Source organism: Vitreoscilla massiliensis (genome assembly GCF_001457815.1).
Lineage (GTDB): Bacteria > Pseudomonadota > Gammaproteobacteria > Burkholderiales > Neisseriaceae > Vitreoscilla > Vitreoscilla massiliensis.
This window is the reverse complement of sequence record NZ_LN898221.1, coordinates 162,058-177,813: the sequence shown is the minus strand read 5'-3', so window position 1 is coordinate 177,813 and position 15,756 is coordinate 162,058. Positions and strand designations below refer to the sequence as shown.

Sequence of the window (15,756 nt, the reverse complement as noted above, 5' to 3'; positions counted from 1 at the left end):
TGATGCCGTTTTGCACCACATCAGAAGACACACATGAGCCAACGTTTTGATATGGAAGCAGTTGCCCCTATGGGCCATAAGGCGATGATAGGGCTGAAGCTGTATTTGGCCAACATCAGTCTGAACCACACCCAAAAAGAATTGATTAAACTGCGCGCCTCGCAAATCAATGGCTGCGCATTTTGTTTGGACATGCACAGCAAAGACGCGCTCAAATACGGCGAAACCATGCAACGCATTGTGTTGCTCAATGCATGACGCGAGGCTGCAGCAATAAATCATTGGCTTAAAGCAATTTGTCGCTCACAGGTATTGAGTGCATTCATGGTAATCATGTTTAGATTGTTGATAAGCGGCCTGTAAACCCTGTTCATATTGTTTACAGGTCGCTTAGATTTACATTGGATGCATCAAATCACAGTGTGGATTTGCCTAAAGGTCAAATTAATCCGTGCCGCGTGTACTTGTGCGGCTTTCGGTATCGCGTGCAACCAATAGCGTTGTAAATCGCCTTGCATCAGGATTAATTGGCCTGATTCCAAGGCCATTTCACATTTTAACGCGTGGATTTTGTGTTTGAAGCAGAAGCGGCGCGTGGCGCCCAAGCTTAAAGAGGCGATGATGGGCGCTTTGCCCAAAGTGGTTTCGTCGTCGCTGTGCCAACCCACACCTTGGCTGCCGTTTTCATACAAATTGACCAAGCAAGAATTGAAGTGATGACTCGTGTGTTGTTCCACCAAGGCTTTTAAGGCCAGCATGGCCTCGCTCCACGGCAGTGGTTGTTTGAGTACACCGCTGTAAAAATACGGCGCATCGCCATACCAAGCGACTTTGCGCGCGGTGACGATGCGCTTGCCAAATATTTCGACTTCATCGTGTTGCCACGGAACCAGTCGGTTTAAGGTGTCAAACCACTGCGATGCGGCCTGTAAATCCAAGACGCAGCCAAAATCGTTGATCACCCCATCTTGCGGGATGAGGTTGTGTGCAGGTATGGGCTCAAACAAGCTCATTGCGCACCAACACGCCTACGGTTTCGTAGTGTTGGGTAGCGGGGAAGAGGTCGAACAAGTCCACTTTCATCAAGGTGTAGTGTTCCAAACAAGTGGCTATGTCGCGCACAAAACTGGTAGGCTCACAGGCGATGAAAATCACCGCTTTGGGTTTGAAGGTACTGACAAAGTCTTTGAGGTTTTTCAATCCAGAACGCGGCGGGTCTATGATCAGACACGTCGGTTGCTGCATGTCATCAGGAATGGCGGCCTGTAAACGCTGCAGCGCATCTTTGGCGTATAAGTTTTGCGACACAAAGGTTTGAGTGTCATTGTCTTGCGGTTGGTGTTCGCCATATTGGTCTACTACCACGGTCGGGCGACCCAAAGGTAGACTTAAGTTGCCATTGCCGCCGAACAAGTCGTAAATCACCGCATCGTCGTCCATGTATTGGTTGACCTGATGGCTGAGCCAAGTGGTCAAATAATGGTTCATGTGTGGAAACACCTGGGTAAAGCCGCCATTGGCATACGGTTCGTTCACACTCACTTGCACTTCTTCGTCGCGGCAATACAGTTCCAAATGGCCGCGTTTGGGCTCGTCTTGCAACAATTCTAGCCACGCATCGTCTTGGTACAAGGCCAGCATTTTGTCGCGCACCTGCTCTTGGATCAACAGACAGTTTTGTACCGGCAAAGGCTCGTAATTCACGTCCATTAAGCCCAAGACTTTTTTATCGGCATGGTAGTGCAATTGGATGCGGTTGCGGTAATGCCAGCGCTGAGGCGCGGCGTGGACGGTGATGTCAATATCGGGGAAATGGCGCAAATGGCGGCGCAAAGCCTTTTGTTTGTATGCCAATTCGGTTGGGTAATCGACGTGTTGGTAATCACAGCCGCCACATTGGGCATAATGCGGACACGGCGCTTCTTGGCGCTCTGGCGCGGCAGTGATGACCTCAGTCACATGGGCAAAATGGATGTTTTTTTTGTTGCGGTAGATGTCGGCTTCGACCACCTCGTTAGGCAGGGTTTTGGCGATGAAGGTGATGTGGCCGTCGGCTTTGGCCACACCTTGACCCATGGTGTCTAAATCGAGGATGTGAAAGTGCGTCATGATGGTTCTTGTACAAAAAAATTTGCCGATATTGTACGGCAAAACACTTCTATTGACGGTGTAGACACGGTGGAATTTTTGCTAAAGCAGGTAAAGTCAGGTGAGATGCGGCCTGTAAAACCCGTATGAGCGTGTTTTCATGTTTTGTGTGCCCATATCGTGGGTCATGTGGCTCATGTGGCTCATGTGGGTTTACAGGCCGCTTAGCTTATTTGTTCGTTACCTTTAAATACACCATGCCCACCAACAAGCCCCACAAGGTGGCGCTGATGCCCAAGAACGATGCGCCCGACAAGGTGATTAAGAAGGTCAATAAAGCGGACTCTTGTTGCTTGCCTTCTTTAAACGAGATTTGCAAACACATCAGCAAAGTGCCGAGCAAGGCCAAGCCGGCCAAAATTTGGCTGATGTTTTTGGGCAAAGCCAAGAACAAAGCCACCACCGTCGTGGCCCACACGCCGGCAATCAAATAAAATACGCCCGCCCACATCACCGCGCGGTAGCGCTGTTTGGGGTCGGCATCGACGCCATCGTTCATACAAATGGCGGCAGAAATGGCGGCCAAATTGACGCTAAAGCCACCAAACGGCGCAAACAACACATTGGTCACACCGGTGCCTATGAGCAACGGCTTGACCGGCGCTTCATAGCCGTGGCTGCGCATCATCGCCACACCCGGCAGGTTTTGCGACAACATTGTCAACACATACAAAGGCAGGCTGAGATTGATCATTGCCAACACATCAAAACGCGGCGTCACCCACTGCGGTTGCGCCAAATTCAAGGCCACACCGGCATGGCTGAAACTGCCGCCGAACACCGCACATGCAATGCCGACCAACAGCAAAATCAACATGGTATAGCGTGGCACAAAATATTTAGCGACCAAATAGCTGCCAAACATCAACAAAAACACCACGGGTGTGCTGCTCAAGGGTTGGAACGCCTTCAAGCAAAACGGCAATAAAATCGCGCCCAGCATGGCCGTGCCCAAGTATGGCGGGATGCGCTCCAGCAAGCGCGCCAACGGTGTAATCAAGCCGGTCAACACAATCAACACACCGGAAATCACAAACGCTCCGATGATGACTGGCATGTCGTATTGGCTCACTGCTGCCACCAACATGGCCGCACCTGGAGTCGACCAAGCGGTCAGTACCGGCCGCTTGTAAAACCATGAAAACAGCAAAGAGCTTAAGCCCATGGCCACGCCCAAAGCCCACAGCCAGCTTTCGATTTGCGCCGGTGTGGCGCCAGCGGCAGTTGCCGCTTGGATGATGATGACCACAGAGCTGGTATAGCCTACCAATACCGCGGTAAAGCCAGCCGAAATGTGGCTGATGTTAAAAACCTTGTTCAGCATAGTGCACTTTCAAAACCGATGTTAGAATGTCTGTGTGCGTTATTGCGCACAGCCGCCATCATAATACCGTGCGCTATAGCGCACAAGAGGAAGAGTGTGCAAGAAGACAGTTTTAAAACCCACATCGCCAAACACATCAAGGCTTTGCGCCAACACAAAGGCTTGAGTTTGGACGCTACCGCCAAGGCCACCGGTGTGTCCAAAGCGATGTTAGGGCAAATTGAACGCGAAGAATCCAGTCCCACCATCGCCACCTTGTGGAAAATCGCCAGTGGTTTGGATACCTCGTTTTCGGCATTTTTTGCCGCTGAAGCCAAGTTGCACGAGCATGAATGGGCATTTCCCGACGATGCGCAGATGAAGGTGCGCACCTTGTTTGAGTTTCAGGCCGATACTGGCATGGAAATGTTTGAAATCACCTTGCTCGGCGCACACAGCCAACAATCATCGCCACACAGCGTTGGCGTCATCGAGCACGTACATGTGTTGCAAGGGCAGATGCAGGTGTTGTTTGATGATCAGTGGCATGACTTAAACGAGGGCGAGAGCCTGCGCTTTTACGCCGACCAACCGCATGTGTACGCAGCGAAGTCGAGCACCGTGGTGTTTCAAAACATTATTTGTTATCCGAAATAAAACCAACATTAGCTGCGGCATCTGAGTTGGTCAATTCATCGTAAAATTATTTGAATAACAACGGGTATTTGAATCTCTGAAATGCACACAATCACTTGAAGAGAGCGAGTATTCGCATTTGGCCCAAAAACAGTTTGCAAGGTATAGGTCAGTTTAGGCTGGTAATCCCTCTTAAAAGGGATTACCAGCTGCTGCTTTACTGCCTGAGGCATTTGGGATGTGGTCCGTAACATTGGCCATTGCTTAAATCATAAATCGTTGAATGCCCTAGATTACCCGATGGTTTTTGAATCCCTTTAGGCAGTAAAAATTCTACTGAGTGGGCACCATACAAACCTGCTGGGATGGTCATGGGCTTTAAAATAACGTAGGCGCTGTCTCCACCTCTGAGTAAATAAGAGCCATTTTGTGGCCTTTCTTCACCAACAATCGGTGGCCTGTGTACATTGTGGGCTTGATCGTATGCCTTCTGCCATTGCTTAAGATCAGCAGGCAGTGCGGGTCTTAACAAGCCTTTTTGAACAGCTTGTTCAATGCCTTTCCTTCCTGCTAAAGGCATATTCTTATCAATAATTTGTTCTAAAGTGGTATCCGATGACATGGTCAATGGGGTCTGAGCGGTAATGTTTCCAATCAACGCTTGTCCATTTTTGGCTAAAACCAAAGATTTAATATCTTGTTTTAAAATGCTTTTTGATAACTGATTTACTGCTCCAGCATTTTCACTGGAAACATAGTTGGCACCACATTCATTTTTTTGAGATGTCGTTGTCAATACAGGTACCGATTTGGGTAGACCCAGTATTTTCTGATCGTGATAACCCGTTAATACTACGCCTACAATCACGGTATTGGGCTCCCATTTGATGCGCCAAATAGAGGGTTCATAAGCACCTAGAATCAAGACCACCGGTTTATTGTGCATCACAGAAACATCCATCCAATGCGCCTGATGACCACTGCTGTCAATTTGGTATTCACTGGATTGACCTGAGTAAGCCCCTGCTGCAAATACATCAAATTGTTTTTGCTTTAATTTTTCTTGGAATTTAGTACATTCATTAGTAATGGGTGGGATAAAGTTATTGCCAGTAGAGGTATCCAATGGTTTTGCTAAATCAGGCTGACTGGATTGCTGTTTAAGTTGGTTAAGTTCAGCTTCAAAGATGTTCTTTAAAATCTTTTCTTTTGTCATGGGTTGAATTTGACGCAGACAGTTTTTAGGACGGATTTCATCAGACAAATTTGAAACACACTTCCAAGTCAACGTTTGATTCTCATAACTGGGGAAGTATTCCATTTTGTAGCCTTTTAATGAGCTGGGCAAACCATTCCCATTCAAATACACACTGAGCACCAATGAAGAAAAATCATATTGCACGCCTTCTGCAGCTGGTAAATTTAAAACCAAATCTTTTTGAATCGATTCTTGTTCTTGCATCAGACTGAATATTTGTCGCCTCAGTGAACCTGGCTTCACCTCGCTTGAAGGTAAGTAGGCTTGTTCAATGCTGGTTGAAAAAACCGTTTTTTGTTCTTCGATTGATTCTAAAATGGTTTTGGCGCGATATTGGTCATAAAGATATTGTGCCCCCCATATTGAACCACCTAGCAAAGTGGCCACAGAAAAACCAATAAAAAAACCTTTTTTGAAAACAGTATTAGATTGTTGTTTATTTTCGTTTAAATGAGCATTGGTTTGATGGTGAACCAGTTCAGGGTGTTCAGAAAATAATTTCAAGTCATACCGTTGTCTGTTTTCTGCATTAAGCAAATAGGCTTTACATTTATTGATCGCTTCAGGTGACAATGTTTTATACAGCTCTTGTCTGGCGATGGCTCTTTGAATTTCTTGAGTACTGGCATTGGTTTCAATACCAAGTAGTTGATACAAATTGATTATGAATTCTCCCCTAAAATTATTTCATGTAAATCAATCATGCATGGTTATCAATGAACAGCTGGTTAACTCAATTGATGCATTGACAATGTTTTCATTGAACACCCATAGCCTGTTTGCGGCATAAGCTCAAACACAGGTCGAATCGTTAATGCGACAGCAATAAACCGCTAAAAAATACTTGAACAGCAATACAGCCGATTTGATATAATCGCCGCAAAGATTCAAACAGACTTGGTTATACCAAGTCTTTACTATTTTCACTATTCCCAATGCAAAATAATGTGTACATAACCGTGTACATAATCTCAAAAAAGCGTATTTATGTTAAACATGATTCAAGAACAGGCAAAGCGCAGAAGAACGTTTGCCATCATCTCGCACCCTGACGCCGGTAAAACCACTTTGACCGAAAAATTATTGCTGTTTTCAGGTGCGATTCAATCTGCCGGTACGGTAAAAGGCAAAAAATCCGGCAAATTTGCCACTTCGGACTGGATGGACATCGAGAAACAACGTGGTATCTCGGTTGCGTCTTCGGTGATGCAGTTTGATTACCGCGACCACACCGTCAACTTGCTCGACACCCCCGGACACCAAGACTTCTCGGAAGACACGTACCGTGTATTGACTGCGGTAGACAGCGCGCTGATGGTCATCGATGCGGCCAAAGGTGTGGAAGCACAAACGATTAAATTGTTGAACGTGTGTCGCATGCGCAATACACCGATTGTGACCTTCATGAACAAATACGACCGTGAAGTGCGCGACTCGTTGGAATTGCTCGACGAAGTGGAAAGCGTGTTGCAAATCCGCTGTGCGCCTGTGACTTGGCCTATTGGCATGGGTAAAAACTTCAAAGGGGTGTACCACATCCTCAACGATGAAATTTACCTGTTTGAAGCCGGTGCGGAAAAATTATCGCACGAATTTGAAGTCATCAAAGGCATAGACAACCCGCGTTTGGACGAATTGTTTCCATTGGAAATGGACAATTTGCGTGCTGAAATCGAATTGGTACAGGCCGCTTCCAATGAATTTAACTTGGAAGAATTCTTGGCCGGTGAATTAACGCCAGTATTCTTTGGTTCGGCGATTAACAACTTCGGTGTGCGCGAAATCTTGGATGCCTTGGTCAACTGGGCACCTGCGCCGCAAGGCCGCGCTGCGCTTGAGCGCGTGGTAGAGCCGGGCGAAGAAAAATTCTCTGGTTTTGTGTTCAAAATCCAAGCGAACATGGACCCGAAACACCGCGACCGCATCGCTTTCTTGCGCGTGTGCTCAGGCGAATTCTCACGCGGCATGAAAATCAAGCATTTGCGCATCAACCGCGAAATCGCCGCTTCCAGCGTGGTGACCTTCATGTCGCACGAGCGCGAATTGGTGGAAGAAGCGTTTGCCGGCGACATCATCGGCATCCCCAACCATGGCAATATTCAAATCGGCGACAGCTTTTCTGAAGGCGAAGTGCTGACTTACACCGGCATTCCATTCTTTGCCCCTGAATTGTTCCGTGGCGTGCGCATTAAAAACCCATTGAAAATGAAGCAATTGCAAAAAGGCTTGCAACAATTGGGTGAAGAAGGCGCGGTGCAAGTGTTCAAACCACACAATGGCGGCGATTTGATTTTGGGCGCGGTCGGGGTATTGCAGTTTGAAGTGGTGGCTTCGCGTTTGGCGGCCGAATACGGCGTGGATGCGATTTTTGATTCGGCCAGCATTTGGTCGGCACGTTGGGTGTCTTGCCCAGACAAGAAAAAATTGGCCGAATTTGAAAAAGCCAATGGCATGAATCTGTCGATAGATGCCGGTGGCAATTTGGCCTATTTGGCACCGAACCGCGTCAATTTGAACCTCACGCAAGAGCGTTGGCCTGACATCGTGTTCAATGAAACACGTGAATTGAACAATGCACTGAACGATTAATAATCACATCGAGTGTTGAATCCAAGCGGCCTGTAAGCATTTACAGGCCGCTTTTTTAATCGACAAACGCTGTTTTTGAATAGCAATACCAATACCATGCTAATCAATGCTATTTGCTATTTAATAACACGTTTTCAGCTTATTTTTGTCAATAATCCATTCATAAGGCAATGAGTGAGATGTCAGATTTGTGCGCAAATCCTGTCGTTTTCTGAATTTTTGGCTGTGGGCAACTGCCGTATGTTGCAGCTGCACATAAACCAAACACAGAAAAGGAGAACAGATGACAAACACAAGCACACATTGGGGGCGGGTCGCCACTTATGCTGGCGCATTCATTGCATTTTTAATCGGCTCGGGCTTTGCCACTGGCCAAGAGGTGGTGCAGTATTTCAGCGCTTATGGCTGGCAAGGCTTGCTTGGCATCGGCGTGGTGATGTTGCTCTTCGTGTACGTGGGGCGAGAATTTGTGCTCATTGGCAAGGCACAAAACGTGCACAACAGTGGCCAGATGTACACTTATTTATGCGGCAAGGTGTTGGGGCGGTTTTTTGATTATTTTGCCATTGTCTTTATCTACATGTCGTTTATCGTGATGATAGGCGGTACGGGCGCCACCGTGGCGCAGCAATATGGCATGGCGCCGTGGACAGGCGCAGTGTGCATGGGCATTGTGGTTGCGGGCACTGTCATCTGTGGCTTGGACAAAATCGTCAATGTGTTGGGCAAAGTTGGCCCCGCCATTGTGGTATTGACCATTTTATTGGGTCTGTGGGGCATCTTGAAACACCCGCAAGGCTTGAGCGATGTGAACGCCACTTTGGCACCACTAAACCTGATGAAAGCTTCCAGCAATTGGTTGTTTGCCGCCTTGTCGTATGTGGGTTTTTGCATGTTGTGGTTGGCTGGCTTCATGGGTTTGATGGGCAGCAGCGCCAACAATTTGCGCGAAGTAACATTCGGTGCGGTATTGGGCGCCATCGGTTTCAGCGTGGCCTTGTTCATCATTGCCTTGGGGCTGTTGGCGAACATGGAATTCATCGCCGGCTCTATGGTGCCGACTTTGAAACTGGCCGCCAGCATCCATCCGCTGTTTGCGACGGTGTTTTCCATCATTGTGTTGGCTGGCATTTACACCACCGCCGTGCCTTTGTTGTGGCAAGCGTCCGCCCGTTTTACCGATGGCAAATCGGCGGCGTTTAAGCTATTGACCGTGGTTTTGACCGTCATCGGCGTGGTTGTGGGTTTGAACGTGCCATTTGACAAGCTGGTGAACGCGATTTACGTCATCAATGGCTATGTCGGTTTTGTATTATTGCTGTTTATGGTGGTGCACACCATCAAGCGCAAACGTGTGGCTCAGAGCGCCAGCAAAGGCTATGCGACGACCAACCGCTAACCTACACAAAAAAAAGCCCCAGCCTAGGCTGGGGTTTTCTTATCTGGCAAAAGCAAAATGGCGCTTAGCGCAAAATCACTGTGCGCTCGCCATTGATGAACACGCGGCGTTCGAGCACGTTTTTCAAGGCCCGTTCCAACACCACGCTTTCACTGTGCCGGCCTGTACGCAATAAATCTTCCGGTGAATACGCATGGTCTACGCGTTCTACCTCTTGCTCAATGATCGGGCCTTCATCCAAGTCGGGCGTGACAAAGTGGGCAGTCGCGCCTATCAGTTTCACGCCGCGCTCATACGCTTGCTCATACGGCTTGGCACCGCGAAAACCGGGTAAGAACGAGTGATGAATGTTAATCGCTTGCTTGTGCAACACTTGGCAAGTGGCGTTGCTCAACACCTGCATATAGCGCGCCAACACCACAAATTCGGCATCGAGTTGGGTTTTCAAATCAATGATTTGCTGCTCTTGGCGCGCGCGGGTGTCGGCATTGACTGGCAAATGGTAATACGGAATCTGGTGCAAATCGGCAATCGGCTTTAAATCCAAATGGTTGGAAGCGATGCCGACGATGTCCATGTTCAAAGCACCCAATTTACAGGCCGCTATCAAGGTGTTCAAACAATGGTCGGTTTTGGAAACCATGATCAATACCTTCACTGCCTCATTGGCATCCCAAATATGGCCTTCGCCGCCTTGCGCCGCGACAAATTCATGGTATTCGTTTTGTAAGGCAGACAAATCAAAAGCGGGATTTTCGATGTAAAACACGCTGCGCAAATAGAAATACTGGCAACGGTTGTCGTCAAACACCGAGAATTGCTCGATGTACGCCCCATGTTGTTCGAGGATTTGGGTTAAACGGCCAACTTGGCCACGTTGACTGGGGGCGGCGAAATTCAAAACATAGCGTTGTGGGCTCATGGTGGTCTTTCGGGTCGGTTGATCAGATGCAAACGCATTCAGGCGCTGCCGTGCCATCATGGCAAAATCCGGCCAAAGGCAATCATCCAATTGCGACATCTAAGGCGTTTTTTGCGACAAACAATGTCGTGTCGCTTTTTGACCAGATTCTGTCTTGACATGACGGTTTTAAGCCCAAAAAAAGCCAATAATGGCGAACATAACAGCGTGCTGAGAAACGGGAGAAACACAGTGAGCAACGGCATATTCGATAAAAGCAGTGAGTATTCTTGGAAGTCATTGATCAAAAATGGCTTGAAGCAAAACCAACAATGGCCACAAGCGCGGCGCATGGCGACTTTGCAATCGCAATACGATGTCATCATTGTTGGCGGTGGCGGACATGGCTTGGCAACCGCGTATTATCTGGCCAAAAACCACAATGTCGGCAAAATTGCCGTATTGGAAAAAGGCTATTTGGGCGGCGGCAATACCGCGCGCAACACCACTTTGGTGCGCTCCAACTACTTGTGGGAAGACGCGGCCAATTTGTATGAACACTCGATGAAATTGTGGGAAGGCTTGTCAGAAGACTTGAATTTCAACACTTTTTTCAGCCAACGTGGCGTGTTCAACTTGGGTCACAATTTACAAGACATGCGCGACATCGAGCGTCGCGTCAATGCCAATAATTTGCTTGGAATCGACGCGCATGTTTTGACGGCGCAAGAAGTGCAAGACAAGATTCCTTTGCTCGATTGTTCGCGTCGCTCACGCTATCCAGTATTGGGTGCGAGCTGGCAACCGCGCGGTGGCATCGCCCACCACGATGCAGTCGCCCGCGGTTTTGCCCGCGCCGCCAGCCATTTGGGTGTGGACTTGATTGAAGGCTGCGAAGTCATCGGCATGGACATTTCTGAAGGCCGCATCCAAGGCTTGCAAACCACACAAGGCTTTGTGCGCGCCAACCAAGTAGGCGTGGTCGCTGCGGGTCACACCTCGGTATTGGCCGGCATGGCCGGTTTGCGTTTTCCGATAGAAAGCCATCCATTGCAGGCTTTTGTGTCTGAATCGATGCAAAAAGTGTTTGATACCGTGGTGATGTCGAATGCGGTACACGGCTATATGAGCCAATCCGATAAAGGTGAATTTGTCATTGGTGCAGGCATTGATGGCTATTTGGGCTATGGCCAACGCGGTAGCCCACATGTCATCGAACACACCGCTGCCGCCATCATTGAATTGTTCCCAACCTTGTCGCGGGTGCGTATGAACCGCCAATGGGGCGGCATCGTCGACACCACCCCAGATGCCTGTCCTATCATCAGCAAAACACCGGTCAAAGGTTTGTATTTCAATTGCGGTTGGGGCACCGGCGGCTTTAAGGCCACACCCGGTTCGGGCCATGTGTTTGCCCACACCATCGCCAACGACAATCCACATCCGTTAAACCGTGGCTTTACCTTAGACCGCTTTTATTCAGGCCGCTTGATTGATGAGCACGGTGCTGCCGGCGTGGCCCACTAGGAGAACAATATGTTATACATCCATTGTCCGTTTTGCGCGGAAAAGCGCGATGAGCAAGAGTTTCATTATGCTGGTGAAGCCTTTATTGCCCGGCCTGTAAACCCAGAAGAGTGCAGCGATGAGGAGTGGGGCGATTATGTGTTTATGCGCAGCAACCACAAAGGCTGGATTTGGGAGCAGTGGGAACATGTGTCTGGCTGTCGCAAAGTGTTTGTGGTCAAGCGCCACAACGTCAGCAATGACATAGCAGCCACGTATACCTTGGCAGAGGGCAAACAGCATTTCTTAGAACAATACGCAGCAGAGGAGTCGGCATGAGCGCGAAACGGATTTTAAAACCCTCGGTACAAGTCGATGGTCAGCAGTCGCTGACGTTTGAATTCGATGGCAAGACTTACAGCGGTTTACAAGGCGATACCTTGGCTTCGGCCTTGCTTGCCAATGGCGTCAAAGCCTTGGCACGCAGCTACAAATACGGTCGCTTGCGCGGCATCATGAGCGCGGGCGCGGAAGAGCCGAATGCCTTGGTGCAAATGGAAAGCGGCGCCTATTGCACCCCCAATATCAAGGCCACGCAAGCGGAATTGTACGCGGGCTTGAACGCCAACCGCACCTCAGGTTGGCCGAGCTTGCAGTTTGACGTTAAAGGCGTCATTGGCAGCGTCGGCAAAGACTTGATGGCACCGGGTTTTTACAGCAAAACGTTTAAATGGCCGGCGAAAATGTGGCCGAAATACGAAAATGTCATTCGCCAATTCGCCGGTTTCGGCAGCACGCCCACGCAAGCCGATGCCGAGTGGTACGACCATTTGCACCATCATGTGGATGTGTTAGTGGTTGGTGGCGGTTTGGCAGGTTTACAGGCCGCATTGAACTGCGCCAACAATGGTTTACAAGTGTTGTTGGTGGATGAGCAAGCGCAATTGGGCGGTTGGTTATTGTCCGATGCTGCGAGCCAATTCAATGGCAAAAGCGGCGCTGAATATGCGGCCGAATTGGCGCAGCAATTGGCTGAGCATGCCAAAGTAACGGTGTTGACCCGCACCACCGCGTTTGCCTTGCACGACCACAATTTGGTGCAGGCGGTGGAATTGTTGCAAGACCACATTCCGATACGCGAACGCAATGCGCAACAAGCACGCCAACGCTTGCACCGCATTCGCGCCGACAAAGTCATCTTGGCCGCGGGTGCCATCGAACGCCCATTGGTGTTTGGCAATAACGACTTGCCAGGAGTGTTTACTGTGTCGGCCGCGCAAACGTATTTGAACCGCTACGGCGTGTTATTGGGCGAAAAAATCGCCATTTGCGGCAATAACGACGAAATTTACTTGGCTGCGCGGGACTTGGCCTTGGCTGGCGCCGAAGTGGTGGTGGCCGATGTGCGCAAGCACAGCAAAGTACCGAGCTTTTTGCCGCGCCAAGTGAAGGTGTTGTTGCACAGTGGCATTGCCCAAGTGATGGGCAAGGGCGAAGTCAGCGCGGTCGAATTCATAGATTTGGCAAACAAAGCCAAACACACATGGCAATGCGAAACGGTGTTGTCCAGCGGCGGCTTGTCGCCGACGGTACACCTGTATTGCCACGACACCAGCCGTCCGATTTGGGACGCGGCCGCGATGGCTTTCATCGTGCCCAAGACATATGCGGCCTGTAAAGCGACGGTGTGCAATGTCGGCGCCGTCACCGGCAGCAAAACTTGGCAACAGGCAATTGAGCAAACGCAAGCGGTATTGATAGACTTTTTGGGCAGCAAAGGTTTACAGGCCGCATTGGCCATGCCACAAGTGCGCGAAGAAAGCCAACAAGCGATGGAATTGGCGGTGCGCATTCCTGATGGTTTGCCGGCGGGCAAAGGCGCGAAAGCGTTTGTCGATTACCAAAACGACGTGACCGCGGAAGACATCAAAATCACCATCCAAGAAAACTACCGCCACGTGGAACATGTGAAGCGCTATACCGCGTTTGGTTTCGGTACCGACCAAGGCAAGCTCTCGAGCGTGAACAGCTTTATCTTAACCGCCGAAGCGATGGGCGCGCCGATAGAACAAGTGTCGACCACCACTTACAGGCCGGCTTACACGCCGGTGAGCCTTGGCGTATTGGCAGGTTTGGATGCCGACAACACGTTTGACCCTGAACGCGTGACCGGCATGCATCAGTGTCACCAAAGCCGTGGTGCGGCGTTTGAGCCAGTGGGTCAATGGTTGCGGCCGTGGTATTTCGCCAAAAATGGCGAAGACATGCACGCGGCGGTCAACCGCGAATGTTTGGCCGCACGCAATGGCGTCGGTGTGATGGACGCGTCGACCTTGGGAAAAATTCAAATCGATGGCCCGGATGCACGCGAATTTTTGAACCGCATTTACAGCAATGCGTGGAGCAAATTGGAACCGGGCAAATGCCGCTATGGCTTGATGCTGAACGAAAACGGCATGGTGATGGACGACGGCGTGACTGCTTGCATCAATGACGAGCAGTTCTACATGACCACCACTACTGGCGGCGCGGCCAATGTGCTGAGCTGGTTGGAGCGTTGGCACCAAACCGAGTGGCCAGAATTGAAGGTGTGGATGACCTCGGTCACCGACCATTGGGGCACCATCGCCGTGGTCGGCCCGAAAGCCCGTCAGGTCTTGCAAAAACTGTGCGACGACATCGATTTTTCTGCCGAAGCCTTCCCATTCATGGATTGGAAAGCCGGTACGGTAGCCGGTTTGCCTGCGCGTGTGTTCCGCGTGTCGTTCTCAGGTGAATTGGCGTATGAAATCAATGTGGAATCGGGTTATGGCCATTATGTGTGGGAACAGGTGATGGCAGCAGGGGCAGAGTTTGACATCACCCCGTATGGCACCGAAACCATGCACGTGTTGCGTGCGGAAAAAGGCTTTATCATCGTCGGCCAAGACACCGACGGCTCGAACACGCCAATAGACTTGGGCATGGCTTGGGCCGTGGGCATGAAAAAACCGTATTCCTTCTTGGGCAAACGCTCGCTCTCACGCAGCGACACCGCTCGCGACGACCGCAAACACTTGGTCGGTTTGTTGCCAGTAGACCCACATGCGGTCATCCCTGAAGGCGCGCAAATCATCGCCAATGGTCAAGTGCAAGTGCCCAAAGCCGGCGGCTACGATGCGCCCGTGCCTTTGCTCGGCCACATCACTTCCAGCTATTACAGCGCTTTCTTGGGTCGCTCGATAGCGATGGCCGTGGTCGAAAACGGTCGCAACCGCATCGGTGAAACCTTGTACGCCTATGCCCGTGGCAACATCATTGCATTTAAAGTGGCCGACAGCTCTGTCTTTGTCGATGCCAAAGGAGAACGTCAACATGCTTAATACCCAGAGTCCAGCTTACTGGCACACCCCTTTGCATTTCCAATGGGCGAACATTCCTGAACAAAGCAACCACACTGCCTTGCAATTGAGCAGCGGCGGTGCGGTCGGCATCATCAATGTGCGCGGTTTGCTTTCAGATGCTGCGTTTGTGGCGGCGATAGACAGCGTGTTGGGCGTGGCCTTGCCGAATGCGCCCAAGCAAAGCGTGTACGCCGCCGAAGCCGCCATTTTCTGGTTGTCACCGGATGAATGGATGTTGGTGTGCTCACATGCGCGTAAAAACGAGCTGTTGCAGCGTTTACAGGCCGCTTGTCTAGGCGTGTTTGCGCAAATCGTAGACAACAGTGGTGGTTTGATGCTGCTACAGATACAAGGCACAGCGGCAAGCACGTTCTTGCGCCATCTGAGCCCCTACAATATAGGCAGCTTACAGGCCGGCCAAGTGGTGTCGACGGTATTGAAGAAAACCACAGTGGTTTTGCACAAACTCGCCGATGACGATTATGTGTTGTTGTTCCGGCGCAGTTTTGCCGATTATCTGTGGCGCATTTTCGATAAAACCAGCAAGCCATATGGCTATGGTTTGAGCAAACACTGGCAGTTTGCGCAGCCAGATTGGCAACGCTACAGCGCTTAATATCCGATTAACCTTCT

13 protein-coding genes are annotated in these 15,756 nt (G+C 50.0%); 8 read left to right on the top strand and 5 right to left on the bottom strand.

The genetic code is table 11. From position 1 onward, the window contains the following. Positions 1 to 33: 33 nt before the first annotated feature. A complete protein-coding gene (locus tag BN3003_RS12400) occupies positions 34 to 258 on the top strand; it encodes a carboxymuconolactone decarboxylase family protein (protein WP_058356985.1) in 225 nt (74 codons plus the stop codon). Between the two features lie 152 nt (positions 259 to 410). Here BN3003_RS12400 and BN3003_RS12395 read toward each other — a convergent pair whose 3' ends face one another. From BN3003_RS12395 to BN3003_RS12385, 3 genes are all read right to left on the bottom strand, one after another. Further along, entirely contained in the window at positions 411 to 1,013 is a 603-nt protein-coding gene (locus BN3003_RS12395) for an alpha-ketoglutarate-dependent dioxygenase AlkB family protein (RefSeq protein WP_058356984.1), read from the bottom strand. Further along, positions 1,000 to 2,109, bottom strand: a complete 1,110-nt coding sequence (locus tag BN3003_RS12390; protein WP_058356983.1) for a class I SAM-dependent RNA methyltransferase — start codon at positions 2,107 to 2,109, stop codon at positions 1,000 to 1,002. Before BN3003_RS12390 ends, BN3003_RS12395 begins: the two co-directional genes overlap by 14 nt. Before the next feature lie 208 nt (positions 2,110 to 2,317). After that, positions 2,318 to 3,472 carry a benzoate/H(+) symporter BenE family transporter gene (locus BN3003_RS12385; protein ID WP_058356982.1) on the bottom strand — a complete coding sequence of 385 codons (1,155 nt, stop codon included), beginning with the start codon at positions 3,470 to 3,472 and terminating at the stop codon, positions 2,318 to 2,320. 96 nt (positions 3,473 to 3,568) lie between these two features. On the opposite strand from BN3003_RS12385, the gene BN3003_RS12380 reads away from it, so the two are divergent. Beyond that, on the top strand, positions 3,569 to 4,108 hold the full coding sequence (locus BN3003_RS12380; protein WP_058356981.1) for a helix-turn-helix domain-containing protein: 540 nt from the start codon (positions 3,569 to 3,571) through the stop codon (positions 4,106 to 4,108). A gap of 196 nt (positions 4,109 to 4,304) precedes the next feature. Here the strand turns inward: BN3003_RS12380 and BN3003_RS12375 are convergent, their stop codons facing one another. Further along, entirely contained in the window at positions 4,305 to 6,002 is a 1,698-nt protein-coding gene (locus tag BN3003_RS12375) for a J domain-containing protein (RefSeq protein ID WP_058356980.1), read from the bottom strand. A 330-nt stretch (positions 6,003 to 6,332) separates the two neighbouring features. Between BN3003_RS12375 and BN3003_RS12370 the strand changes: the two genes are divergently transcribed. Together BN3003_RS12370 and BN3003_RS12365 are read left to right on the top strand one after the other, a co-directional pair. Beyond that, a complete protein-coding gene (locus tag BN3003_RS12370) occupies positions 6,333 to 7,934 on the top strand; it encodes a peptide chain release factor 3 (protein WP_058356979.1) in 1,602 nt (533 codons plus the stop codon). A 283-nt stretch (positions 7,935 to 8,217) separates the two neighbouring features. Then, the gene (locus BN3003_RS12365; protein ID WP_058356978.1) at positions 8,218 to 9,333 is read left to right on the top strand and encodes a YkvI family membrane protein; all 1,116 of its coding nucleotides are present in this window, start codon (positions 8,218 to 8,220) and stop codon (positions 9,331 to 9,333) included. 64 nt (positions 9,334 to 9,397) lie between these two features. Here the strand turns inward: BN3003_RS12365 and BN3003_RS12360 are convergent, their stop codons facing one another. Beyond that, positions 9,398 to 10,315, bottom strand: a complete 918-nt coding sequence (locus BN3003_RS12360; RefSeq protein ID WP_234333065.1) for a formyltetrahydrofolate deformylase — start codon at positions 10,313 to 10,315, stop codon at positions 9,398 to 9,400. A gap of 171 nt (positions 10,316 to 10,486) precedes the next feature. Between BN3003_RS12360 and BN3003_RS12355 the strand changes: the two genes are divergently transcribed. Genes BN3003_RS12355 through BN3003_RS12340 form a run of 4 tightly spaced genes read left to right on the top strand, consistent with a single transcriptional unit; the run spans position 10,487 to position 15,739 of the window. After that, positions 10,487 to 11,761, top strand: a complete 1,275-nt coding sequence (locus tag BN3003_RS12355) for a sarcosine oxidase subunit beta family protein (protein ID WP_187119862.1) — start codon at positions 10,487 to 10,489, stop codon at positions 11,759 to 11,761. Positions 11,762 to 11,770: 9 nt separating this feature from the next. After that, positions 11,771 to 12,079, top strand: coding sequence for a sarcosine oxidase subunit delta (locus BN3003_RS12350; RefSeq protein ID WP_058356977.1), 309 nt, complete (start codon positions 11,771 to 11,773; stop codon positions 12,077 to 12,079). Then, the gene (locus BN3003_RS12345; protein WP_058356976.1) at positions 12,076 to 15,102 is read left to right on the top strand and encodes a sarcosine oxidase subunit alpha family protein; all 3,027 of its coding nucleotides are present in this window, start codon (positions 12,076 to 12,078) and stop codon (positions 15,100 to 15,102) included. Before BN3003_RS12350 ends, BN3003_RS12345 begins: the two co-directional genes overlap by 4 nt. Next, the gene (locus BN3003_RS12340; protein ID WP_058356975.1) at positions 15,095 to 15,739 is read left to right on the top strand and encodes a sarcosine oxidase subunit gamma; all 645 of its coding nucleotides are present in this window, start codon (positions 15,095 to 15,097) and stop codon (positions 15,737 to 15,739) included. Before BN3003_RS12345 ends, BN3003_RS12340 begins: the two co-directional genes overlap by 8 nt. Positions 15,740 to 15,756 lie beyond the last annotated feature (17 nt).